The organism is Leisingera thetidis (assembly GCF_025857195.1).
In the GTDB taxonomy this organism is placed as follows: Bacteria; Pseudomonadota; Alphaproteobacteria; order Rhodobacterales; family Rhodobacteraceae; genus Leisingera; species Leisingera thetidis.
In genome coordinates this window covers 21422-44181 of sequence record NZ_CP109789.1, presented here as the reverse complement: position 1 = coordinate 44181, position 22760 = coordinate 21422, and the positions used below count along the sequence as shown (strand labels likewise).

General features: G+C 59.7%; 19 protein-coding genes and 9 pseudogenes. 8 read left to right on the top strand and 20 right to left on the bottom strand.

The genetic code is table 11. The features are described 5' to 3' along the window. The first annotated feature begins 241 nt into the window (after positions 1-241). A complete protein-coding gene (gene hfq / locus OKQ63_RS22880) occupies positions 242-460 on the top strand; it encodes an RNA chaperone Hfq (protein WP_174149399.1) in 219 nt (72 codons plus the stop codon). Between the two features lie 283 nt (positions 461-743). Here the strand turns inward: hfq and OKQ63_RS22870 are convergent, their stop codons facing one another. The 5 genes and pseudogenes from OKQ63_RS22870 to istA all read right to left on the bottom strand — a co-directional run bounded on the left by OKQ63_RS22870 (position 744) and on the right by istA (position 4407). Next, positions 744-1061 carry a hypothetical protein gene (locus tag OKQ63_RS22870; RefSeq protein ID WP_264214369.1) on the bottom strand — a complete coding sequence of 106 codons (318 nt, stop codon included), beginning with the start codon at positions 1059-1061 and terminating at the stop codon, positions 744-746. A 181-nt stretch (positions 1062-1242) separates the two neighbouring features. Continuing rightward, positions 1243-1710 (bottom strand): hypothetical protein, encoded by a 468-nt coding sequence (locus OKQ63_RS22865; RefSeq protein ID WP_264214368.1) that lies wholly within the window; start codon positions 1708-1710, stop codon positions 1243-1245. Between the two features lie 33 nt (positions 1711-1743). Then, positions 1744-2151, bottom strand: a complete 408-nt coding sequence (locus tag OKQ63_RS22860; protein WP_434086077.1) for a DDE-type integrase/transposase/recombinase — start codon at positions 2149-2151, stop codon at positions 1744-1746. A gap of 37 nt (positions 2152-2188) precedes the next feature. Continuing rightward, positions 2189-2944, bottom strand: a pseudogene (locus OKQ63_RS22855) (ATP-binding protein). Next, positions 2941-4407, bottom strand: coding sequence for an IS21 family transposase (istA, locus tag OKQ63_RS22850; RefSeq protein WP_264214367.1), 1467 nt, complete (start codon positions 4405-4407; stop codon positions 2941-2943). The pseudogene OKQ63_RS22855 and the gene istA overlap by 4 nt, the downstream one beginning before the upstream one ends. 65 nt (positions 4408-4472) lie before the next feature. Between istA and OKQ63_RS22845 the strand changes: the two genes are divergently transcribed. Further along, positions 4473-5432, top strand: coding sequence for an IS5 family transposase (locus OKQ63_RS22845; RefSeq protein WP_264214366.1), 960 nt, complete (start codon positions 4473-4475; stop codon positions 5430-5432). A 136-nt stretch (positions 5433-5568) separates the two neighbouring features. Continuing rightward, the gene (locus OKQ63_RS26190; RefSeq protein WP_350356320.1) at positions 5569-5895 is read left to right on the top strand and encodes a transposase; all 327 of its coding nucleotides are present in this window, start codon (positions 5569-5571) and stop codon (positions 5893-5895) included. Between the two features lie 308 nt (positions 5896-6203). Here the strand turns inward: OKQ63_RS26190 and OKQ63_RS22840 are convergent. After that, positions 6204-6419: pseudogene (locus OKQ63_RS22840) on the bottom strand (transposase); the annotation flags it as partial. A gap of 266 nt (positions 6420-6685) precedes the next feature. Here OKQ63_RS22840 and OKQ63_RS22835 point away from each other — a divergent pair. Further along, positions 6686-7876, top strand: a pseudogene (locus OKQ63_RS22835) (IS110 family RNA-guided transposase); the annotation flags it as partial. Positions 7877-7961: 85 nt separating this feature from the next. On the opposite strand, the pseudogene OKQ63_RS22830 reads toward OKQ63_RS22835, so the two are convergent. From OKQ63_RS22830 to OKQ63_RS22810, 5 genes and pseudogenes are all read right to left on the bottom strand, one after another. Then, positions 7962-9014 (bottom strand): annotated as a pseudogene (locus tag OKQ63_RS22830) (IS256 family transposase); the annotation flags it as partial. A gap of 293 nt (positions 9015-9307) precedes the next feature. Beyond that, on the bottom strand, positions 9308-10234 hold the full coding sequence (locus tag OKQ63_RS22825; protein ID WP_264214365.1) for a DMT family transporter: 927 nt from the start codon (positions 10232-10234) through the stop codon (positions 9308-9310). Next, positions 10234-11483, bottom strand: a pseudogene (locus OKQ63_RS22820) (IS256 family transposase). Before OKQ63_RS22820 ends, OKQ63_RS22825 begins: the two are co-directional and overlap by 1 nt. A gap of 426 nt (positions 11484-11909) precedes the next feature. Then, positions 11910-12881 (bottom strand): gamma-glutamyltransferase family protein, encoded by a 972-nt coding sequence (locus OKQ63_RS22815; protein WP_264214415.1) that lies wholly within the window; start codon positions 12879-12881, stop codon positions 11910-11912. Then, positions 12784-13110, bottom strand: coding sequence for a gamma-glutamyltransferase (locus tag OKQ63_RS22810; protein ID WP_491546754.1), 327 nt, complete (start codon positions 13108-13110; stop codon positions 12784-12786). The genes OKQ63_RS22815 and OKQ63_RS22810 overlap by 98 nt, the downstream gene beginning before the upstream one ends. Positions 13111-13286: 176 nt before the next feature. Here OKQ63_RS22810 and OKQ63_RS22805 point away from each other — a divergent pair, with 176 nt between their 5' ends. Beyond that, the gene (locus OKQ63_RS22805) at positions 13287-13643 is read left to right on the top strand and encodes a transposase (protein ID WP_434086076.1); all 357 of its coding nucleotides are present in this window, start codon (positions 13287-13289) and stop codon (positions 13641-13643) included. A gap of 197 nt (positions 13644-13840) precedes the next feature. Here the strand turns inward: OKQ63_RS22805 and OKQ63_RS22800 are convergent, their stop codons facing one another. Further along, on the bottom strand, positions 13841-14953 hold the full coding sequence (locus OKQ63_RS22800) for an IS110 family RNA-guided transposase (protein WP_264214363.1): 1113 nt from the start codon (positions 14951-14953) through the stop codon (positions 13841-13843). Between the two features lie 87 nt (positions 14954-15040). Here OKQ63_RS22800 and OKQ63_RS22795 point away from each other — a divergent pair. Next, positions 15041-15919 (top strand): annotated as a pseudogene (locus OKQ63_RS22795) (IS3 family transposase); the annotation flags it as partial. A 36-nt stretch (positions 15920-15955) separates the two neighbouring features. Here the strand turns inward: OKQ63_RS22795 and OKQ63_RS22790 are convergent. After that, positions 15956-16264 (bottom strand): H-NS histone family protein, encoded by a 309-nt coding sequence (locus OKQ63_RS22790; RefSeq protein ID WP_264214362.1) that lies wholly within the window; start codon positions 16262-16264, stop codon positions 15956-15958. A gap of 103 nt (positions 16265-16367) precedes the next feature. On the opposite strand from OKQ63_RS22790, the gene OKQ63_RS22785 reads away from it, so the two are divergent. Next, positions 16368-17357 (top strand): IS1595 family transposase, encoded by a 990-nt coding sequence (locus OKQ63_RS22785; RefSeq protein WP_264214361.1) that lies wholly within the window; start codon positions 16368-16370, stop codon positions 17355-17357. A gap of 4 nt (positions 17358-17361) precedes the next feature. Here OKQ63_RS22785 and OKQ63_RS22780 read toward each other — a convergent pair whose 3' ends face one another. The 7 genes and pseudogenes from OKQ63_RS22780 to OKQ63_RS22750 all read right to left on the bottom strand — a co-directional run. Continuing rightward, entirely contained in the window at positions 17362-17664 is a 303-nt protein-coding gene (locus OKQ63_RS22780) for a helix-turn-helix domain-containing protein (protein ID WP_167200446.1), read from the bottom strand. After that, positions 17661-18021, bottom strand: a pseudogene (locus OKQ63_RS22775) (type II toxin-antitoxin system RelE/ParE family toxin). Before OKQ63_RS22775 ends, OKQ63_RS22780 begins: the two are co-directional and overlap by 4 nt. 123 nt (positions 18022-18144) lie before the next feature. Next, positions 18145-19393, bottom strand: a pseudogene (locus tag OKQ63_RS22770) (IS256 family transposase). A 283-nt stretch (positions 19394-19676) separates the two neighbouring features. Then, the gene (locus OKQ63_RS22765) at positions 19677-20075 is read right to left on the bottom strand and encodes a thermonuclease family protein (protein ID WP_264214359.1); all 399 of its coding nucleotides are present in this window, start codon (positions 20073-20075) and stop codon (positions 19677-19679) included. Positions 20076-20149: 74 nt separating this feature from the next. Continuing rightward, positions 20150-20422, bottom strand: coding sequence for a hypothetical protein (locus OKQ63_RS22760; protein ID WP_222506812.1), 273 nt, complete (start codon positions 20420-20422; stop codon positions 20150-20152). A 145-nt stretch (positions 20423-20567) separates the two neighbouring features. After that, the gene (locus OKQ63_RS22755) at positions 20568-20810 is read right to left on the bottom strand and encodes a type II toxin-antitoxin system prevent-host-death family antitoxin (RefSeq protein WP_222506811.1); all 243 of its coding nucleotides are present in this window, start codon (positions 20808-20810) and stop codon (positions 20568-20570) included. Between the two features lie 450 nt (positions 20811-21260). Then, positions 21261-21811 (bottom strand): annotated as a pseudogene (locus tag OKQ63_RS22750) (IS6 family transposase); the annotation flags it as partial. A 198-nt stretch (positions 21812-22009) separates the two neighbouring features. On the opposite strand from OKQ63_RS22750, the gene OKQ63_RS22745 reads away from it, so the two are divergent. Further along, positions 22010-22750: an IclR family transcriptional regulator gene (locus OKQ63_RS22745; RefSeq protein WP_264214358.1), complete on the top strand. Its 741-nt coding sequence runs from the start codon at positions 22010-22012 to the stop codon at positions 22748-22750. Positions 22751-22760: the final 10 nt, after the last annotated feature.

Genomic DNA, 22760 nt, shown 5'->3' with positions numbered 1-22760 from the left:
ATCAATGCAGCCGCAACCGGAACACCCCGTGGTGTTGTCAGGGCGCCATAGCCCGTTAACGTGATAGGGATCCGGTCAGCGGACTTCATCAAGGCCAGCGGACAAATGACCGCTAGCAATAAGATCTCAATCCTTAAGAAAACTCTTGCAAAACAGGGGCTGTCCACAAATGACATCACCCATTTGCCTTCCGCTTGCGATGTAGGCATGTTCGGTACACGAAGTGATCGGAGAGCCTGCGATGGCGGAGAAGACAAATGCGCTGCAGGACGGCTTCCTGACTGCGCTTGAGTTACAGAAGGTGCCGGCGACAGTTTTCTTGGTCAATGGTGTCAGACTGCAGGGCCATGTGGTGCGCCACGATCGCTATTCTCTCGCTCTGCAGCGGGCGGAACAGACCCAAATCGTTCTCAAATCTTCGATTTCCACGATCATGCCGAACGACGAATTAACTCTCTGAGGGAGTGCCGAGTTGTTTGGGCGTGATTGAGAAGGTCGAGACCTCGGCCTGTCATGCGCTCGTTTCGGCAGCATAGCCGTTCCAGAGACCGAAAGCATCGGCCTTGGCGTGGTGGTACAAAACGGCGGAAAGTTGATAGCTGCGAGGACGAAAGCCGCGCCCATCTTCGGATTTTCGTGCCCGGACCGTCAGCCCAACGGCGTACGGGCGGGGCTGCCCGTTTGCGGTTTTCTGGCGCAACGGCCCAAGCAGATGCCCCAGAAGGGGTCCGTTGCATTACCGGTCAGAAGCTATTAGCTTTTCGAGCCAATAACAGAACTGCGCGAGGCCCTCGGCCTGCCTGCCGTTCACGCAGCCGGTGACGAGCGCTTTCAAACTTCAGCAAGGCTACAGTAAGCAGGTTCAGAGCCTTGTCGCGACGATTGTACAGTTCGCGGATGCGGGAGCCAGGGTGGCCGATGCTCCAATAGCTGTGCCGATGAGCCTGCGGAACGAGTTCGGATGCTTTTATAACTGCGGCGCGCCAGTCGGCCTCGGCTTTCTCGAAACGCAGGCTCGCTCTCACAAGAACGGAACGTCGCAACTGAAGGTCGGGGTGCATGTTTGCCTCCTGCAGTCTGAGCGAGCCGAAAGACGGACTCGCTCCTGAAGCGTAGCCAACCTGGCCGGATCCGGTCAACGCCCGCTGCAGGAGTACTGGGCAGCATGCTGCTCATTGGTGTTTCAGGTCCGTTCGACCCCGGCCGCCTCCATTTCCGCCACGCTAGGGGCGGGTTCGGACATCAGGCCGCGTCGTGGTCCGGTGCCGGGCTTACATCCACAACTACGATAGTCTCGATCTGACCGCCGTCCCGCAGGAGTGGTACCTTCTGCAGCATTCGCATGCCGTCTAGGGTGGCACCGAGCAGAGATGCAATGAGAATCCGTCCCGGGACAGGCGCCGGGCCCATGGACAGCAAACCTGAGCGCGTGCCCTCGCCGCTGATCATGTAGGTGACATGGCATCCATCCACGACGAGCTCCGGCGGGGCCGGCCAAGGAGCGCCGCGAGAGATCCGCAGCTTGTGGCGCAGGAGCCCATTCAGAAGTGGGGGATTGGGCGCATTCTTGGTTCCGCGACGGTGAAGCAGGCGCTCAATGCCGAACCGGTCCTCAACAGTGAGAAGGAAGCCGGTCTCCACAGCGGAGCGCTCGAATAGCGATCGGAAGTCACTGCCCGCAGACAGATGGGTTATCTTGGCAATGGTCACAATGCTTCTCCCAAGGCAACAAAGCCCGCATTCTCAATTCAAGGATGTGAGAAAGCCCCGGGTGGTCGTTGACGCGCTTATGCGCAGACCGGCCAGATTCGCACCGCTCTTGTCGATCACCACCTTGTCGGGCCAGCCGTTGGTTCCGATTGATTGGGCGAAGAAGGCCGTCGCGGCTCTCGGATAGCATGAAATCCAGTGTTTCCCATGTTTGTCGACAGCTCCGTACAGGTAACACCACCGGCCCTTCACCTTGATATAGGTCTCAACCATGCGCCAGGATCGGCCAGCCGGTGATTTCCTTTTCTGGATTTCGGCGGCGATCCGCAGCGCGTATTGTACCACCCATCGGTTCAGCGTCGCGTGATCGGCATCCACGCCCCGTTCAGCAAGAACCTCTTCAAGGTGTAGGGCGTCAACCTCCTTGGCCGCGACCGACAACCTCGGTGGCCGGTTTTGACCGCTGCGATCTGGTCGGTTAGTCGGCGTTTTCCTCCTTGGCGTTTTCCGATTTTGTTTGCTCGATGTTGTCGCTGGAGGTTGTCGTTCCGGCGACAACCTCAGTGGTTCGCCGGCTTGCGGCAGCGAGGCGGCGATAGCTTTTCGCCATTCATCTCGAGGATGGTGGCGTGATGGACGAGCCTGTCGATTGCAGCGACGGTAACGGCCCGGTCGGGGAAGATGCGGTCCCAGGCGCTGAAGGGCTGGTTGGCGGCGATCGCGAGGCTTCTGGTTTCATACCGCCGGGCGATGAGTTCGAAGAGGACAGAGCTCTCGGCCTGATCTTTCTGCGCATAGGTTATGTCGTCGAGGCAGTTCCACATCGACTTCCCGGTGGCATCAGACCCGGTGCGCTATCGATACCTGGGTTTTGCCAGTGCCCGAGTTGCCGATGGCAATGAGATTGGCGCCGGTTTCCACCCAGTCTCCTGCCGCCAGTGCCTCGATGCGCGCGCGGGGGCACGCCCGGAAGGGCCTTGAAGTCGAGCATGGCGAGGGTCTTCCCGCCGGGCAGCCGGGATTGCTGAAGGTGGCGCTGGATGCGGCGGGCATCGCCTTCGGCGATCTCAATTTCAGCAAGGGCCGCGAGGAAGCGTGCGGCGGGCCAGCCTTCGGTATCGGCGCGCCCGGCCAGCGCCGGCCAATGGCGCAGGAAGCTGGGGAGGCGCAATGCGGTGAGCATGGCAGGCAAGGCATGGACATCAACGGGGCACGGAGCAATGGGAGCGGTCATGCGCGGCCCTCCAGCAGCGCGTCAAAGCTGGCCAGGTCAGTGAGTTGCACAGGCGGATCCTCCGGCAGCGCGCGCCGGCGCGGCACCAGGCGCTGTTTCAGGGTGCGGGCCTCCGGGAGATTGCCTTGCGCGAGGGTTTTGGCAATCAGCGCGGCGAGACCAGCCTCACATCCTTCGTCATGGGCGAGCCAGAGCAGATCGACCATCCGGCGGCAGGCGTCTTTGCGGGGCAATGCTGCGGAAAGCGCGGCCCAGGCCTCGGCATACTCCGATCTGGGGAAGAGCCCCTCGCGGTAGACCGACCCGGCAAGTGCCTGCGGCTTGCGGCGCAGCGCTTGGATAACATGGCGATAGTTGACGCAATGGACACGCACGCCGTCACTGCGGCCGCGCTGCCGGGGGTGGCTGACGACATGGGTGGCCCCGAGGAAAGCTTCGATCCGGTCGTCGTAGACATGGATGCGCAGGCGCTTGCCGATGAGCTGGGAGGGGGCGGAATAGAAGACGCTGTGAACGAGGAAGCCGCCCGTCTTCGTGACGCGCGCGACCACTTCAGTGAAATCGGTGGTGCGACGTGCGGGCAGCGGCCGCAGCTCTGCCATCTCGGTGCACACGGCAGCCTCGCGCCGCCGGTTGCGGCGGGCGACGAGTTCGTCGACAAAACGGCGCCAGGCGGCGATCTCGGTGAAGTCCCGGGAGCCGCGCAGGATCAGGGCCTGATCCAGAGCAGTTTTGAGGTGGTTGTTGTGGGCTTCGACCGCGCCGTTCTCATGCGCCTCGCCAGGATTGTTGCGGCTCGCGATCATGCCATAGTGGGCGCAGAAAGCTTCATAGCGTTTGGTGACATCAGCAGCGGCATCCGCATCGAGATTGCGGCAAGCGGCTGAAAGGCTGTCTGTGCGATGTTCGTGCGTCACGCCGCCCAGGGTCCAGAGCGCGTTCTGGAGGTTCTCGGCCAGTGCTGTAAAGCTTTCCCCGCCCAGCACCACGGCTGCATGCTCCCAGCCGCTGTAGGCCAGCACAAAGTGGAACAGCCGATGCTGCAACGGATGGCCCGCGACAGTCACTCGCAGTTCGCGGGCGTCGGTGAAATCCGACAGCGCCATGCGGCCCGGCTCGGGCGTCTGCCTGAAAATCACGTCGCGCTCGGGCCCGTGCAGGGCGCGCCAGTCGCGAACGCGGCGTTCCAGGGTCCGGCGGACCCGGTCATCGGGAAACGCATCCGGGTCGATCATCTGCAAATGGCGCAGGAGCGTCACCGCTTGAACGGCAGGATCACGTTCGAGGATAGGGAGCAGCACTGGCTCCCACACCGCCTCGAGCGGATCGGACACGGTGCGGCCCCGGGCGGATTTGCGCTGTGACGGAGGCCGCGGATCGGCATCTATGCGGCGGGCAGTACGTTCGCTGAACCCTGCCCGGGCGGCCGCAATGCGCTGGCTGTATTGAAGACGGTCGGTCATGAGCGTGTTGCACAAATCGTTTCCGATGCGTAGCTGGTCCTTCGATTTGACTGCGGGATGCTGGGATGCCTTTCAAATTCAACGCGTCGCGGCGGGGTAAGTTTGCGAAGGCAAAGTACCGTGTGACGAACTGGGCCGAATACAACGAGGTGCTCCGCCAGCGTGGTGACGTAACGGTCTGGTTCAGCGAAGACGCGGTGTCTCGGTGGTGCGCAGTGCGCTCTGGCAAGCGCGGTGGTCAACAACGGTATTCTGATCTGGCGATCGAGACCTGCTTGACTCTGCGCGCCGTGTTCGGCTTGCCGCTTCGCCAAACGAAGGGCTTTGTCCACAGTCTGCTGCGGCTCATGCAGACGGACCTCCCCGTGCCGGATTTTTCGACGCTTTGCCGACGTGCGCCATCGCTTCAGATCGCACCCGACACCCGGACAGCCAGTGGTCCGATCGCGCTGGTTGTGGACAGCACAGGGCTGCGTGTCCACGGTGGCCGCGAGTGGGTGCGGGAGAAGCACGGGCTGCCGAAGGCCCGCAAGATATGGCGCAAACTGCATATCGGCTTCGATCCGGAGAGCGGCGAGTTTGTGGCGTCCTGCCTGGCACCCCAGCATGTCGGGGACACCGGCGCTCTGCCCGACCTTCTTGCCGAGGCATCCGGTCCGGTGCGCCGTTTCATCGGAGACGGAGCTTATGATGGTGTGCCAACCGCCGCGACAATCCGGCACGCGTTTGGTCCGGATGTCGAGTTGATCATTCCGCCGCCGAAGAACGCCGTTCCCGGAGATTGCCAGGCACGCAACGCCCATCTCGACATGATAACCGAAACTGGCCGAATGGCATGGCAGAGGGCCACCGGTTATGGTCAGAGATCGCGCGGCGAAGCCCAGATCGGGCGCTACAAACAGGTCATCGGACCGGAACTGCGCAGCCGCAACATGGAGACCCAGACAACCGAAGCCCGCATCGCTGTCAATGCCCTCAACCGCAGGACCCGTCTCGGTCGTGCAGCCTGTGAGCGTGTCGCATAACGAACCGGGGAAAGGGGCAAATGCGGCCCGAGCGCTATTCGTGCAACGCGGTCGTTTGGCACCCATTTCGCCAATTGTATCCGGAAGGTTCAGATGACACCGGCAGACATCGCCATGACCTTCCGCGCAGCCGTGGATGAGCCAGGGCGGTTTTCGGTTTTCGCGAAAGATCGGTCCCTGCTTCGGTCTCACGTCGAGGCGATATCAATCGGGGGAGACAGATCAGCCTGGCGCGATCAGCCGGGCAGGCGATCCGGGCGTACGTGTCGCGCTCTTTGAGGCTGCCCATTTAATGATGACGCGAGTAAAGGCGTCCTCGGCTCTCAAGAGCTGGGTTGCGAGCATCGCCCGCCGCAGAGGCGCAAAGCGTGCCAAAACAGCTCGAGCGCGCAAGATCGGCGTGCTCCTGCATCGCCTGTGGATCGACGAAGCCCTGTTTAACCCGTTTCCCTCCCGCGCCTGAAATCTAGAATACCGAGAGGTTCCCTAGCGGGCCGGGGACGATGGATAGGAACAGGTCGCTGGACGCCGTGGCAACGCAATGCCGCTTCGGAGATAGACCGACCCTGCGTGTTCCGACCGTATCATGGGACGGCTCCTACGCCGAGCCCGGACAGAAGCATGGCACCCGGCAGCAGTCAGGCCCAACAAAAGGGGAACCAATAGATGGCTAAATGACAGAGGGTGTCCATAGTACTAGACCATCCGCGATCCGCGATAGTGTCCCGGGAAATGGTGTAACTTTGCTCCTCGGCCTTGGCTTGGCCGCAGTTACAGGGCGGCGATAGTCGCCGGGTCCATGGGTGTAGTGTCGCAAATGGCAGCGACGGTTTCCAGTGTCATGTAGCGCCGCGTGATCGCCCACTCATCGTTTTGCTCCAGCATCAGTGCGCCAACCAGGCGCGTGACCGCGGCCTCGTTGGGAAAGATTCCGACCACGTTGGTCCGGCGCTTGATCTCCTTATTCAGGCGTTCGATTGGGTTGGTAACCGGTATGAAGATCCTGGTGCCGATGTTCGGCCCCGATTCTCGGATCAGGGTGTATGCTGCGAGCATCCGGGACAGAGGCACTGGGAGCACGAAGGTGCGGGCAGGCCGTTCTTACAGCATGAGCCGAGAGCTCGAGTTAGTAGCTGGCCGCCTCTGCGACTCGCCCGGTTGCGCCGAGAGCGCGAATCCGTAGTTGTCGTGTCGCCCGCCGCTCCCGCTTTTTGTCACTGGCAAGGGAGGCACGCATGCGACGCGTGATCGGCATCGATATCCACCGCACCTTTGGGGAGGTGGTTATCTGGGAGAATGGTCTGACCCGGCACGAAGGCCGGGTCGAGATGACACGCACGGCCCTGGAGGGCTTCGGCCGGCAACTGAAGAAGACGGACGAGGTGGTGATCGAGGCGACCGGAAACTGCATGGCGGTGTCCCGGGTTCTATCGCCCCATGTGAAACGGGTGGTGATTGCCAATCCGCTTCAGGTCAAGGCGATCGCCCATGCCCATGTGAAGACCGACAAGGTCGACGCCGGCACGCTGTCCAGCCTGCATGCGGCCGGCTACCTGCCGGAAATCTGGACCCCGGATGCGGCGACGGAACGGATGCGCAGACTGGTGGCGCGCCGCTATCAGGTTGTCCGGCACCGGACCCGGATCAAGAACGAGGTGCATGCCATCCTGCACGCGCATCTGATCCCGAAATGCCCGCATGCCGATCTCTTCAACACGCGCGGCCGCGACTGGCTGACCCGCCAGCCGGTGCCGGAGGACGAACGCGCCGCCATCGCGCGTCATATCCGCGAGCTTGACCGGCTCGGAGAAGACCTTGCCCAACTCGACCGCGACATCGCCGAGGACTCCTTGGACGACGAAGAAATTCAGCGCCTCCTGACAATCACCGGGGTCAATCTGGCGGTCGCCGCGGGGCTGATGGCGGCGATCGGCAGCATCGAGCGGTTCAAGTCGCCGCAGAAACTGGTGAGCTATTTCGGGCTGAACCCGCGTGTGCGCCAATCCGGTCTGGGGCCTGCCCACCATGGCCGGATCAGCAAGGCCGGTCGCAGCCATGCCCGCGCCATGCTGGTCGAGGCGGCCTGGGCCGCGGCGAAAGCGCCGGGTCCGTTGCGCGCCTTCTTCATCCGTATCCGCGCGCGTCGTGGTCATCAGATCGCCGCCGTTGCCGTGGCGCGCAAGCTTGCGACCCTTTGCTGGCACATGCTGACGAAGGGCGAGGATTACCGCTGGGCCAGGCCCAGCCTGGTCGCCCACAAGCGCCGCGCCATGGAACTGGCGGCTGGGTTGCCGCAGAAGAAAGGCAACAGGCGCGGCTCGAGCTATGCATACAACGTAAAGGAGCTGCGCCATCAGGAAGCCAAGATCGCCGAGCATGCGGAAAAGAGCTATGAGCACTTCGTTGCCGCGTGGCGGACGCGTCCTCCAGGAAAGGGCAGAGGGTGTGCGGCCGCCTCAAACCGGCAGGGACTGAATAGGCTGCCCGGTGACGCTTCCAGCCGGCACGCCACGCTTCGCCCCGAGGTCGACCGCACTGCCGAAGAATAGAGGATTCCGGCGGAAAAGTCTTGTCGATCTCATCCGTGCTGTGGATTTTCGCCCAGTGTTCCTTGGGGAAGCTCTTGTAGGCCAAGACGTCGTCCTCGGCGCGGCGCATCAGCTCGGCGAGCTTGGAATGGCGCGGTTCGAACGCGTCGGTCAATTTGGCCCAGTGCTCTTTCGATGCCGTGAGCGTGTCCTGGTCGAAGGCGGTTTTGAGCGCGGCGGTGACGATCGGGCGGTCCTTCTTGCCGACGCAGGCCAGCGCATTTCGCATGAAATGGACGCGGCAGCGCTGAACGGTGGCACCGAGCACCTTGGCCGCGGCGGCCTTCAGCCCCTTGTGGTCGTCGGCGATGATCAGACGGGTTCCGCGCAGGCCTCGATCGGCGAGAGAACGCAGGAATTCGTCCCAGAAGACCTCCGCCTCGCTGGGCTGGACGGCGATGCCCAGAACTTCGCGGCGGCCGTCCAGGTTGACAGCGACAGCCACTATGGCCGCGACGCTGACGATCCGGCCAGAGCGACGCACCTTGATGTAGGTGGCGTCGAGCCACAGGTAGGGCCATTCGCCTTCCAGCGGACGGGTCAGGAACGCATCAACCCGTTCGTCGATCTCGCCGCACAGGCGGCTGACTTGGCTCTTCGACACCCCGGTCATGCCCATCGCCTTGACCAAGTCGTCCACCGAGCGCGTCGACAGGCCTTGGACATAGGCCTCCTGAATGACCGCCGTCATCGCCTTTTCCGCCGCCCGGCGCGGCTCAAGGAACTCGGGAAAATAGCTGCCCTTGCGCAGCTTCGGGATCTTCACGTCGACCGTCCCGGCGCGCGTCTCCCAGGCTCTGGAGCGGTATCCGTTGCGCCGGTTCACCCGTTCGACGCTGCGTTCGTGCGCCCCGGCGCCGCAGAGCCGATCGACATCCAGCGCCATGAGACGGTCGGCGACGAACCCGAGCATCTCGGCAAGCAGGTTGGTGTCAGATGTCTCAGACAAAAGCGCGCGCAAGGCCGCTGTCTCTGATAGGCTGTCCTTGGTCATGGTTGATCTCCTCGGTCATAGGTCAGGTCGGCAAACCAAACCTTAGCCGAAGAACAACCGTGGCCGCCAAGCGGCCCGCGCGGGCCTCGCTTCGCTACCCAAAGGCTCCGCTCAGCCCGCGCTACCGGCGGGAGTTACACCAACCGTTGGGACACTGCTCGATCCGCGAACCGAGACCGCCCTGAGCAGGTAAACGCACGCCCAAAACACCCGCCAGCCGTGCGGCAGGTCCTAGCGGATACCACAGTGTTCGGATAGCTAGCCGTTCGACTCAAAATGCAATCCCTAAAATCTTACCCTTGTGGTGTCATGCCCGAGCGGGCTTTTGAGCGTTTCAGGCCCAACCGGCTTTCCCGCAAAATGATCAATACCCCTGCGGCAATCACGATAGTGGACCCCATCAGCATCTGGCTCGTTGGCACCTCGGAAAAAACGAAATACCCAATGAGCAGCGCGAACAATATCGAGGCATAATCGAAGGGAGCTACGACGGATGCCCCGGCAAAACGATAGGCGGAGGTCAGGAAAATCTGCCCCGTCCCCCCGAGAAGTCCTGCAGCAACCAACAGAGCAATCTCCCGCTCATCCGGGACCACCCAGCCGAAGGGCAAGGTCAGCAAGGACAATCCCGTCGAGGTTAGAGAAAAGTAGAACACGATGGCCGAAGTCTGTTCTGTTTGCACCAGTTTGCGCACATAAATTTGGGCCAATGCGGCGCAGACCGCTCCCATCAGCACCAGAATGGCACCCACAGCTTCTGTTGTCTGGACGGTCTCGCCTGTCAGAAACGTGAGCCGTGGAGCGAGAATCACCAAAACACCCGCCAAACCCAATCCGACCGTTGTCAAACGAAAGACACCGACCGGCTCGCCTAAGAACATCGCTGCGAAAATTACGACCAATAGCGGTGCTGCATATCCGATTGCAGTCACTTCTGGCAGTGGCAGAAAGCCGAGTCCAGCGAACCCCAGCCCCATCGCGCCGGTCCCAACGAAACCACGCCAGAAATGTGACAGCCTCGATTGAACCTTAAGCCCCGTGGAAAGATCACCCCGCAGTGCCAGCCATGTAAAGATCACTGGAATAGCAAACAGAGAGCGGAAAAATACTGCCTGTCCAGGCGGAACATGTGGTGCTGCAGCCTTGATCAGCGATGACATGACTATGAACAACAGCACCGAACACAGAGCTATTGTCAAATCTGGTGTTTGGGCGGTCATCAAGCGGCGGCCTGATCTTGTGTTGATGGCTTGATGCCGTTGATGAAATCGACGCCTTCGATGACGTCTGCGAGATGAGCGAAGCCGCGCAGCTTGCGCCAGCTTTTCTCAGCGCATTGGCCGAGCTTGAACATCATGTGGAGCATCCCGTCCCGGCTCAGGCATCCCTTGGTGCGTTTCGTGCGGTGGCGGATGGTGGCGAACGCGCTCTCGATGGGATTTGACGTCCTGATGCTCTGCCAGTGCTGGGCGGGGGAAGTCGTAGAAGGTCAGCAGTTCGTCGCGGTCCTTGACCAGGCATTCGACCGCCTTGGGGTATTTCGCTTCGTAGGTGCCGACGAACAAGTCAAACTCCTTGCGGGCATCTTCACGGGTCTCGGCCTGCCAGATGTCGTGCAGCGCCTTCTTTGCCTTGGGCTGACTGCGCTTTGGCAGATAGTTCAGAACGTTGCCCGTCTTATGCACCCAGCAGCGCTGTTGCCGGGTGGAGGGATAGACTTCCTCAAGAGCCGCCCAAAATCCCATGGCCCCGTCGCCGACCGCCAGTTTCGGAGCGTTGAGGCCGCGGCTTTTGAGCCCCAGCAGGACCTCGCGCCAGCTTTGGGTGCTTTCCCGCACGCCGTCCTCGATGGCCAGGAAATGCTTCTCGCCGCGCGCATTGACGCCGATCACGACCAGGGCGCAGAGCCGGTCATCTGTGCCGCGCAAGCCGCTGTAGATCCCGTCGGCCCAGACATAGACCCATTCATCACGGCCAAGATCGGCCTTGCGCCAGGCGTCGTACTCCTCCGCCCATTGCGCCTTCAGCCGCGCCACTGTCTTGGCCGAGAAGCCGGTCGCGTCCGGGCCCAGGAGCGCCTTGAGTGCTGCGCCCATCTCGCCCGTAGAGATGCCCTTGAGGTACAGCCAAGGGCAGCGCCGCCTCGATCGACTTCGCCTTGCGGACGTAAGGCGGGACCAGCGCCGAGCGGAACGCCACAGGCGCGCCCGTCTTCGAGCGCACCTTCGGGATCTGCACCGTGACCGGGCCGATCCCGGTCTGCACGGCGCGTTCGGGGTGGTGTCCGTTCCGAACAACCGCGGCCCGGCCCTCCGGGGTGCGGTGTTTCGCAAATTCGGCCAGGAAAGCGTCCAGCTCCGCCTCGACCGCCGTTTGCAGAAGCTCCCGCGCGCCCTTGCGCAGAAGATCCGTCAGCGGGTCCGACACGGTGTCTCGACCGGCAAATTCGATGATGGTAGCGTCATTCATGGTGGTGCGTCCTCGATGGTTGGTGGTTTGTTTGGCGACATCAAACCAACCAGATGCACCGCCAGCTTTCAAACCGCCCAAACACCAGATTCAGCCATAGCTGCCGAACACAGCTTCAGTGCAATTCCTTTAACCGGCTGCATAGTGTTTCCTTCCCCCGCATAGCTGGACGCTTTGCCACCGTGCATCCAAGGTCAATCTGAATACCTGACTTAGGGCCGTCCTCAACGGCAGAGAACGGCCCATTCGCTTGAATAGCTTGCAGTTACGGAAGGAGGCTTTGCGCCGTAGCGTTGAAGCAGCGGCCGGCACAACACCCAATCCTCACGCTTGGAGAGCAAGAACCAACTCGGTAGACGAAGCCAAACAAAATGGTTTTAGCGCATCATAAGAGCCAAGCCCACGCCCACTCAGTGACGAATGCATTCATGTCAGTTGATCATCTGCAGAGACGGCTTCCGCCCAAGGAGACATGACCTCTGTCACGGCCGCGTTGACGGAACCTTCTCTGGAAACAATCGAGGGACAGGCAAAATTGAACGGGTAAGTCGTGCGAGGAGCATAAGTGATCGGAGAAATTTCTTTCTCCAATCCGGCTTGGATTTCTTTAGAAAAACTATCATCGGCAATGGTCACGTCTGCTAGGCTGACGTCAATCCGCGGCTGATGGATGGCTGTTTCGGCGTCAAAGCCGTAGTCCAGCAAGAGAGAGGCCAACTGTGCGACAGAGGGCATGATCTTTCTGCCCCCTGCGGCACCCAATGCAAATTGCGCACCGTCTTCACGCTGCAGCAGGGTTGGGCACATGTTGGCCAGACAGCGCTTGCCCGCACCCAGTGAATTCGGCTTTCCAGGTTCCGGATCAAACCACATAATACCGTTGTTCATCAGAATGCCGGTTTCCGGCAGTACCATGCGCGAGCCAAAAATCGACAACAATGTCTGGGTCACCGCGACCATGGTCCCTTCGGAATCCACAACATTGAAATGGGTTGTGCAACTAGGCGAAGGCTCATGTTCGATATCGCCCATGCTCTCAAACCGTTCAGCATTGGCCTGGCGAATGGTGCGGTTGTAAGCGGCATAAGCACCCGCATCTGGTTTCTGGCCCTCGGGTTGCCAATTGGACAGCAAATCAAATACTCGTTCCAAAGTCGGCCCCGCCGACATTTCGGGAGTGCTAAAGACCCGGTGGTTACGGTACCGGATCTCCGATGCCGGGACGGTCTTTGCGAAGTAATTTGAAAAGTCATCGGAGGTATGGCGCCCGCCTGCGGCCTGCAGGTCATCGACCATCGCTTCAGCCATTGGCCCCGCATAGAACGCGCCTGCGCCCTCCCGTGCGATCCTTTCCAGGCTGATGGCTAGGGCGGATTGGTCGCAGCGATTTTGACCCAAAGCGGTCCAAGCCGACGCCAAGGGGTACCCATCCCGGTCCAGAAACATCTTTTTTCGACGCAGGGTAACCGGCCAAGTCTTTAGCTGCACTCGCCAAAACCAACTGGCAATACCAGTCCACCACCAAGCCGGCTCTCGCTTCTTCAATCGCAGGGCCAAGCAATTCGGCCCACGGGCGCGTACCAAAATTTTTATGCGCTTGAGCCATACCGGCAACTTGGCCAGGAATTGCGACCGCCCGGGCTCCAAAGACATTGGCGTTGTCTTTGACCGCTGGCCACGGGAAGAGATCAGAAGCTTTGCCGCCAACTATCGGATAGTCCTCTGAGCTACCCCCTGAATTTCGGACACTGACGTAAGCTACGAATTGCTGTCTGTTGATCTTCGACGCAGAGGAGATCAGAGATGTCGAAACGGAAGAACCATTCGCCTGAGTTCAAGGCCAAGGTCGCGCTTGAGGCTTTGAAGGGCGAGCGGACTGTTGCAGAGCTGGCAAGCCAATTTGGCGTTCATCCGACGATGATCCACAGCTGGAAGCGGGCGCTCCTGGAGGGCGCGTCCGGCGTGTTCGAGCGTGGCGGCAAGAAAACCCCGGAGATTGACGAAGAGCAGGTCAAAGAGCTGCACGCTAAGATTGGGGAGCTGGCCGTTGCCAACGATTTATATGAGGAGATGTTTGTCAACAGGCGCACAGTTACCTGTCGCTGCGATGTTTCGCAGCGTTTCCATGTCTCGGCACCGGGCGGATCGATTGCTGTGTGAAGATCATGCGGGGTCGCCCGCATCAACTTATATCCGGTAGCTCCATGACGGCTGACCACAATCTTGCATTCACACGAACGGATCGGGGACGGGTTCACACTTTTTTGCCGGCGCTCAACAGTAGCGCCAATCGTTGACACGACGCCCGTCATCCCGCCCTCAGGTCTCTGGCCGGAGACCTGAAGCTCTGGAGTTCGTTAGGTTGCCTTGGCCGACAGTCTTGTGCCCTCCGGCAAGACGCCGGTTTCCACGTACCGCCACAAGGCGATGGCCAATTTACGCGCCAAAGCGATCAGCATGATCCTGCGGATACGCGCTCCCTGGCCCTGCGTCCGCTGAGTGTACCAGCGCGCCAAGGTCGTTTGCGGCTGATACTTCAGCCACAGCCATGCGATCTCGATCAGAATGCGTCGCGCCCAGGAATTACCCGCCTTGGAGATGCCTTGGCACTTGGTCACGGTGCCGCTGTCATAGGCGCTCGGCGTCAGGCCCAGATACGATGCGAGGTGCCGCCGCGACGAGAATGATCGGGCAAAAATCTCTCGAGCAAGAATAGCAGAGGCCGCTCCGCCAATACCTTGCAGCCGACAGAGATCGAGCCGTTTCTGCTCGACGGCAGGCGACTGCGAGTCAGCTGTGTCTCGCTCTTTCTCCACCAGACGCAGTTGGTCCTCGACCATGACCAGTCGCGCGTATTCTCTTTCAAGTTCGGCACGTAGCCGCGGTGGTAACGGGTGCCCTTCCGCCGTTCTGAATTCATTGAAATCTATGCGCGTCCGGCGCAATCGTGGCTCCACATCCCGAATGCCTTGGGCAAACAGGAGACCCTTGATACGGTTCACGTGGGCCGTTCTCTCGTGAATGAGCCTATCGCGCTCGCGATGCGACCGCCGGGCGTCCTCTTCCTCGACGGTCAAGACACGAACCTGCGCACAGACGTGTCTTTCCCCCCGGTAAACAGCGGCCAATGCGCGAAGCATCGCCAAAGCGTCAATGCGATCCGTCTTGACCCGCCTGGCCCGGCGATTGACCTGCAGACTTGCCGGATCAAGGATCCGGACATCATAACCTTTTGCCTGTAGAAACCGCGCCAACCAGAACCCGTCATGGCCAGCCTCGAAACAGAGGACCATATTCTCGGCGCTTGAAGTTCGTCGTAGTCGGGCGAGCAAACCCGACGCATCGCCACCAGTCAGGCGATAAATGGAAGGCTTGTCTCGATCAGGCTTGGCGACACCGATAACCCAGCTGCGCTTGCTCAGTTCAATCGCGACAAATGTCTTCGGTTCGATAGTATGGTCATGGTCCATGAATTGGTCTCCCGCAAAAGTAGATGCGGCCAAGCTACCCAAACAGAGCGTTCCGCCCTCATAGGATCTTTTGTCACGAAAGCTCAAACCGTGGATCGGCAAGTGAGGCGGAAAATGATCGAGCCTGCCAATGCCAATCTGCCCATTGGCAAGCAGTGCAAGCTGCTGTCGATCCCGCGGTCGTCGTTCTATTATCAACCCAAAGGCGAGACGGCTCTGAACCTGATGCTGATGCGTCGGATCGACGAACAGTTCCTGGAAACGCCGTTCTTCGGTGTGCGGCAGATGACTTGGCATCTGCGCAATGAGGGTCATTTGGTGAACGAAAAGCGGATCAGGCGGCTAATGAGGGTGATGGGGCTCATGCCGATCTACCAGAAGCCCAACACCAGCAAGGCAGCGAAGGGACACAAGACCTACCCCTATCTGCTGCGTGGTCTGCGGGTGGGGCGCCCGAACCAGGTCTGGGCGGCAGACATCACCTATCTGCCAATGCGCAAGGGGTTCCTGTATCTGGTGGCGATCATTGACTGGCACACCCGCAAGGTGCTGGCCTGGCGCATCTCGAACACGCTGGAAGCGGACTTCTGTGTCGAGGCGCTGAACGAGGCCATCCACAAGTTCGGCCCGCCCGAGATCATGAATACAGATCAGGGCAGCCAGTTCACGTCCTTCGCCTGGACGGACAGGCTGCGGCGATCCGGTGTGCGCATCTCGATGGATGGCAAAGGCCGGTTCCTCGACAATATCTTTGTCGAACGGCTCTGGCGCAGCCTGAAATACGAGTGCGTCTACTTGCACGCTTGGGAGACTGGATCAGAGGCGAAGGCAGGCGTCGGCAGATGGATCGAGTTCTATAATCGAAAACGCCCACATTCCGCCCTTGGCGGCAAGCCTCCTGCCATGGTCTATTGGCTGAGAAAAGACGAAACCCAACCTGGTCAGCAGCGGCAGAGAGTAGCTTAAATTACGCCAGATCCTGTCCAACGATCGGGGAGTAGCTCACACTTCTAATTCGGAAATGTCGCGCCCGTTTCTTATAGCTTCGACAATCCATTGGGGTTTGCGCCCCCTGCCCGTCCAGGATTGGCTTGGGTTCTCAGGGTTCCGATACTTGGGCGGTGACTTAGGTTTGGGTCGGTTTCCAATCTTGGACCAAACCTCTTCAAGCGTGAACCCAAACTCAGCAACTGCAGTTTCCGCCGCCCGAAAAGCTGCCTTCAGGTCCTCCTTCTCCCGAACCTGGATGGCGGCTTGCACATCGGTTTCGAGCTGCCTTAGCTCCGTGGAAGACATCGCTTTCAGATCCATAAATTTTTGCCGTGTCCGCAAATCGTGTTGGGAAAATTTCCGTGTAGCCTTCGGATTTTCACAATTGGCCAATATAGCTCCTAAAAAAACAGCGGAGCGGATCGTGCAGGCACACGACTTTCGGCAATTCCTCGAGCGGTTTCATGACTTGAACCCGGCGCAGATCGAGGACGCCAGAACAAAGATTAGGGATGTTCGGAGAAAAACCGAAGCCCTGTCTGAGATTGAATCACGAACAGAACAAGAACACAAGTGCCCGCATTGCGGCGACGACCGTCGCCAGAAATGGGGACGGACTCGAACCAAGGTTCAACGATACCGCTGTTTGGGGTGTCAGAAGACCTTCTGTGGTAGGACGACTTCCAAGATCAGGCACTTCCATCGGCCGGATCTTTTTCTCGAAGTGATCCGGGACATGCTGGGCATTCGCGCACCTTCTTCCATTCGGCAATTGGCCAATCGCCTGGGCCTCGATAAGCACACAATCTGGCGCTGGCGTCTGATCATCATGCAGGGGCTAAGTGATTCATCCGACGATCAATTTTCCGGCATCGTCGAAGTAGATGAGACCTACCAGAAGGAATCCCGGAAGGGTTCCCGCGAGTGGGTGAGATACAAGCGAGACCCGCTCAACAGCCCGAAGCCTCCGCGCCTTCGCTGGTATGAATACAACAAGCTGGGCGTGAAGATGCAGAGGGGCCTCAGCCAATGGCAGTTGCCGATCCTGACGGTGGTCGATCGTGGCGGGGCCAAGAGGGCCCAGCGGATCGCCGACCGAGCCAATGCGACGATCCAGAAGGCTCTGGATCCTGTGATCCCGGCCGATGCGGTCCTGTGCAGCGACGCATTGCGTGCGTATGGCCATTTTGCCCAGGTGAAGGGATTGGAGCATTTCGTGGTTGGTGGCGCCAAGGGCAAGGCGCGGGCGACGGCCTCGCACCACATCCAGAACATCAACTCTCTCCATTCGAGATACGAGGATTTTATCCGGCAATTCAAAGGGCCGGCGTCCAAGTATCTGCCAGGGTATGTGGATTGGTTTATCGCCCGTCAGTCGCTCATTTCGCCATTGGAAGCATTTCGGTGGGCGTGAGAGGTCAGGTGATAGCCTCGATGCCCTTTCGGTCGATCACATCCAAAAGGCGCACGGAAGGCCCGCTCGGAGAGCGGTTTCCTTGCTCCCACTGGGCGATTGTGTTGCTGCCAACGTTGAGAAAAGCAGCAAAAACGGCCTGACTCATCCGGGTTTTCTTGCGGATGGCCTTGATGTCCTTCGCAGCAAAGGTCCGTGGTTCAGGCAAGCACAGCTCATCCATCACCCGCATGGTGATGTCGTCCATGGCGCCGACCTCATGCAGATCTTTCGCCATGTCGTGTGCGATATCGAGAATGTCGCTCATTTCTTACACTCCAGTTCTGCGATCGTTCCTTTGGCCTTCAGGGCTTCGACTTGTTCGTCAGTTGTCTTAATCAAATCCGCGGCAAGCATCGCCAAGGCCTTGTGTTCCTTCGAGTTGATGTTCGACCGGGCGTTCTTGGGATATCCATAAAGGAAGAAAATCCGATCGGAGTTTGTCTTTCTGAAACCAAGAATGGTGCGATATCCCCCCTGATTTTCCGCCACCTTTCCTTGCCACGCGCTTCTTGAACAGATGACTCCCGAGATCACCATCAACCTTTCCGGCAAAGGCCTCCTTGGCCGCTGTGCAGAGATCTTTATCGTCAATGCTCTCCTTCTTGGCCCATCGGGAAAACACCTTGCCCTTGAATGCTCTCAACTTCGCCTCTCTATAACATAGTGATACAGTTTGCGTTCTGCAAGCTTGCAGTGCTTACGACTTTCGCCAGAGCTATTGTCAAATCTGGTGTTTGGGCGGTCATCAAGCGGCGGCCTGATCTTGTGTTGATGGCTTGATGCCGTTGATGAAATCGACGCCTTCGATGACGTCTGCGAGATGAGCGAAGCCGCGCAGCTTGCGCCAGCTTTTCTCAGCGCATTGGCCGAGCTTGAACATCATGTGGAGCATCCCGTCCCGGCTCAGGCATCCCTTGGTGCGTTTCGTGCGGTGGCGGATGGTGGCGAACGCGCTCTCGATGGGATTTGACGTCCTGATGCTCTGCCAGTGCTGGGCGGGGAAGTCGTAGAAGGTCAGCAGTTCGTCGCGGTCCTTGACCAGGCATTCGACCGCCTTGGGGTATTTCGCTTCGTAGGTGCCGACGAACAAGTCAAACTCCTTGCGGGCATCTTCACGGGTCTCGGCCTGCCAGATGTCGTGCAGCGCCTTCTTTGCCTTGGGCTGACTGCGCTTTGGCAGATAGTTCAGAACGTTGCCCGTCTTATGCACCCAGCAGCGCTGTTGCCGGGTGGAGGGATAGACTTCCTCAAGAGCCGCCCAAAATCCCATGGCCCCGTCGCCGACCGCCAGTTTCGGAGCGTTGAGGCCGCGGCTTTTTGAGCCCCAGCAGGACCTCGCGCCAGCTTTGGGTGCTTTCCCGCACGCCGTCCTCGATGGCCAGGAAATGCTTCTCGCCGCGCGCATTGACGCCGATCACGACCAGGGCGCAGAGCCGGTCATCTGTGCCGCGCAAGCCGCTGTAGATCCCGTCGGCCCAGACATAGACCCATTCATCACGGCCAAGATCGGCCTTGCGCCAGGCGTCGTACTCCTCCGCCCATTGCGCCTTCAGCCGCGCCACTGTCTTGGCCGAGAAGCCGGTCGCGTCCGGGCCCAGGAGCGCCTTGAGTGCTGCGCCCATCTCGCCCGTAGAGATGCCCTTGAGGTACAGCCAGGGCAGCGCCGCCTCGATCGACTTCGCCTTGCGGACGTAGGCGGGACCAGCGCCGAGCGGAACGCCACAGGCGCGCCCGTCTTCGAGCGCACCTTCGGGATCTGCACCGTGACCGGGCCGATCCCGGTCTGCACGGCGCGTTCGGGGTGGTGTCCGTTCCGAACAACCGCGGCCCGGCCCTCCGGGGTGCGGTGTTTCGCAAATTCGGCCAGGAAAAGCGTCCAGCTCCGCCTCGACCGCCGTTTGCAGAAGCTCCCGCGCGCCCTTGCGCAGAAGATCCGTCAGCGGGTCCGACACGGTGTCTCGACCGGCAAATTCGATGATGGTAGCGTCATTCATGGTGGTGCGTCCTCGATGGTTGGTGGTTTGTTTGGCGACATCAAACCAACCAGATGCACCGCCAGCTTTCAAACCGCCCAAACACCAGATTCAGCCATAGCTGCTTTCGCCATCATGTCATGCATAGATATTGGCTGATTTCTCCGCAACCGAAGTGTGTGGCGTGAATTGTTATCTCACCCCCAACACGATTTGCGGACACGACATAAATTTTTCCTTGTTGTGTTCAATCGACTGGACGGCGGATATCCCAACCAAAGGGAACGAGCGAGATGTTTTTGACCTAGTGACTACTCAACGGCACCAGCTTGATCTGCGCCCTCCCCCCATAGGGACGCGCCAGCCCTTCGGAAATCAGGATCTCGCCAATGTCGCTGCCGTGGACATAGAGACGCGCCAAGCCTCTATCGTACTTGTCACGGCCGGGGAGAATAACCAGGTCGACAAGCCCAGCCTCCCGGACCAGCTGACGGACACGCTGTGTTGCCTCAGCGCCTAGCGCCTTCTCGTAGCCGCACTTGGGTTTGTAGGTCTCTGGTGTATCGTACCCGACTAGCCTGAAGCGCTCGCCCTCGATGTCGGCGGTATCTCCGTCGATCATGAATATGTTGCTACTCTGGACCGGCGCAGCAACCGCCGGAGATATTGAGAAAAGGAAAGATGCTACAACTAGGTATTTCATAGTCCCCTACTCCTTTCCTAGCCAGTCAGCGGTCAAGCCGCCTGATGGCCCAAAATCTCTGACGACGGGCACGCTTAAGATCTGCTCACTTTCCTTGAGCGTTGTGCTTGGATGGCCTGGATCATGACGCCCTGGACTTGCTTTACGAATGACTTACTGAAGCTGCCGATTTTTCCGTTGGGCTCGATATAGTAGGATTCCCCGCACAGATCTTCGTTATACTCATCGGCAATGATCCAGAGGGATATGTCTGCGTCCAAACCCGCCCGCCGTTTCTCCATTTCGGGAATTTCGACTGCATAACGATTTCCGCCTGGCGGCTGCGAGGTAATGGGCAAAAAAAGCACTCTCGTGCCTCCTGAACCGGTCTTCAACAGCAAGGTAACAACCGATGGACGAGGCTTTCGACCCTCTGTCTCACCGCGCCGGTCTTCCCGGCTCCAAAGGTAAGGGTATTGCCATACATCCCCTAATTGGGGGGATCTGTCCGGATCAGTCACTTTCGATGCTTTCGGTCAACGCTGCAACAAGTGAACTTGCTCCTTCATCATCCAGATCCGATACGTGAACGGCGCGACGGGTGGACTTCTCACGTTTCAGCAGGTCGAATACCTCCGCGCTCAGAACTACAAAACGCGGTTTTCCGTGCCTCGCAATTGACACCGGGGATTGCGCTGCGGCTGCAAGCACATCACCAGTCTTGTTCGCAAGGTCCGTTGAAGAAAACTCTTTCATACCATCCTCCAAGTCGGCATTAGCTAAAATGTATATATTAGCTAATATCGGCATTTTCAATGCCTCCAGTGGTCCCGGCCGCACTTTCGCCCGTTGACGCTCAAACGGTCGCGGTCGTCTATCGGCACATCCTCATGCGGCTTTATCAGGTTGCTGATGTCAGGCTGAGTTTATTGGTGACGGCGAAGATCAAGCGGTCAATTCGGCGGAATAGCCGATCCACAGCGAGAACGCGTCGTACCTTGCGTGGCGGTAAGATTCTGCGGACAGACGGTTGCTGCGCGACAAACTGGATGAGATTCTATGTCGCGGCATCGGTGACGTTATCATCCTGATTGTCGCTGGCGTCTCACTCAGATTGACGCGCAATAGACGGTGGCGCTTCGGGCGGAACAGACTGGCGGCCTGATCGTGCGCAGAAAGGAACTGCTGCGCCTGGCGCGGGGATTTGAACCGGCCCATGATCTTCTCGCGTCTTCGGGTATGCCGGTGGGAGGCCTCGCTTCGGTTGTTCAAGCCCTTGTGCTGGCGATGCTCGATTCCGGTGCGATCTGTGCCTTGGCTGCACCGTAGGATCGCAGTTTGTCCGTCACCAGGACACGGGGCTGGCCCCACCGTTTCATGAGTTTCCGCAAAAAACGGAGGGCTGCGGCCTTGTTGCGTCGCGACTGGATCAGGATTTCGAGCACATCGCCCTTGGCGTCTACGGCCCGCCAAAGCCAGTGGCTCCGGCCTTTGATCCGGATCACGACTTCATCGAGATGCCATTTATCCGCCGGCGCTGAACGGTCCCGGCGGATCTTTGCGGCAAACTGATGCCCGAACCGGTTCACCCAGTCACGGATCGTCTCGTACGAAACTGAGACACCGCGTTCCGCCAACAGATCCTCAACGTCGCGCAGGCTCAGAGCGAACCGATGGTAGGCCCAAACGGCGTAACCAATCACACTCCGCGGAAACCTGAAGCCCTTGATCCGGGGCAAATCTTTGATGTTCAGCATGACAGAGAACTACCCCGCCGGTGCGGCGTCAACAACCTGACAAAGCCGTCTTTGAAGTTACCACGCCAACACCCACGCCCTTGTCCTTGAACGAGTCCCATACTGCCCTTCAGGCGTTTTTTGTTGACAGAATCACCTCCAGTGAAGAAGTTGCAGAAAATGGAATTAGAGTTGCGTTAAATGGAACAAGGCTGAGGAATGACCATTCTCCAGAACGCGTCTAGTGTTTTGCGGCTTTTCGGCTCGGGATGCGCTGATGTTACCGTCACCGAGGTGTCCGAGCGGCTGGACATGCCGAAAGCAAATGCGTCCCGCTTGCTGAAGTCGATGCGCGATGCCGGGATGCTGGAAACCGTTGGCGGCACCCGAAGGCACCGCCCCGGCAAGCTGATGCTCGATCTCGCCGCCGCATTCCGCCAATCCTCCAGCCTGATCGGGCGGGCCAGCGACGTGGTTGCTGAAGTGTCGCGCACCTTTGGCCACACCGGTTATATCTCCCTGCGCGAGGGCCAAGAGGTGACGGGGGTAGCTGATTTCTCCGGCAGCAACGTGCTGCGGGTTGTCGGTGCCGTTGGCCGCCGGCTGCAGGCCAAGAGTTCGGCCACCGGACGCTCGCTGCTGGCGCGGCTCGGCGATGAAGAGATCTGCGAGATGTACCGCGATGATCCGGACCTGGACGCGCTCATAGCAAAGCTCGGCGAGGTCCGCAGCCACGGATTTGCCTATTCTGAACAGGAGGCCACGCCCGGTGTCGACGCCATTGCGATCGCCTTGCGCGATCCGGCGACGGACGAGGCCGTCAGCCTGTGCATCGTTTACCCGCATGCGGTGATCGACACGGACGGCCGCAATGAAATGCTGGCGGCGCTTGCGTCTGGCGCAACCCGCGTAGCCCGTGACCTTGGCGACAAAGGTTTTGTCGTCCCCCAAATCCCATAGAAAGGACTGA

What these genes read in the sequence shown, in the direction of transcription:
- OKQ63_RS22755 (WP_222506811.1), bottom strand. Translation starts at nt 20,810, where the DNA reads ATGAAAGAGTTTTCTTCAACGGACCTTGCGAACAAGACTGGTGATGTG.
- OKQ63_RS22805 (WP_434086076.1), top strand. Translation starts at nt 13,287, where the DNA reads ATGTCGAAACGGAAGAACCATTCGCCTGAGTTCAAGGCCAAGGTCGCG.
- OKQ63_RS22745 (WP_264214358.1), top strand. Translation starts at nt 22,010, where the DNA reads ATGACCATTCTCCAGAACGCGTCTAGTGTTTTGCGGCTTTTCGGCTCG.
- OKQ63_RS22845 (WP_264214366.1), top strand. Translation starts at nt 4,473, where the DNA reads ATGCCTTTCAAATTCAACGCGTCGCGGCGGGGTAAGTTTGCGAAGGCA.
- OKQ63_RS22765 (WP_264214359.1), bottom strand. Translation starts at nt 20,075, where the DNA reads ATGAAATACCTAGTTGTAGCATCTTTCCTTTTCTCAATATCTCCGGCG.
- OKQ63_RS22800 (WP_264214363.1), bottom strand. Translation starts at nt 14,953, where the DNA reads ATGGACCATGACCATACTATCGAACCGAAGACATTTGTCGCGATTGAA.
- hfq (WP_174149399.1), top strand. Translation starts at nt 242, where the DNA reads ATGGCGGAGAAGACAAATGCGCTGCAGGACGGCTTCCTGACTGCGCTT.
- OKQ63_RS26190 (WP_350356320.1), top strand. Translation starts at nt 5,569, where the DNA reads ATGAGCCAGGGCGGTTTTCGGTTTTCGCGAAAGATCGGTCCCTGCTTC.
- OKQ63_RS22825 (WP_264214365.1), bottom strand. Translation starts at nt 10,234, where the DNA reads ATGACCGCCCAAACACCAGATTTGACAATAGCTCTGTGTTCGGTGCTG.
- OKQ63_RS22780 (WP_167200446.1), bottom strand. Translation starts at nt 17,664, where the DNA reads ATGAGCGACATTCTCGATATCGCACACGACATGGCGAAAGATCTGCAT.
- OKQ63_RS22790 (WP_264214362.1), bottom strand. Translation starts at nt 16,264, where the DNA reads ATGGATCTGAAAGCGATGTCTTCCACGGAGCTAAGGCAGCTCGAAACC.
- OKQ63_RS22870 (WP_264214369.1), bottom strand. Translation starts at nt 1,061, where the DNA reads ATGCACCCCGACCTTCAGTTGCGACGTTCCGTTCTTGTGAGAGCGAGC.
- istA (WP_264214367.1), bottom strand. Translation starts at nt 4,407, where the DNA reads ATGACCGACCGTCTTCAATACAGCCAGCGCATTGCGGCCGCCCGGGCA.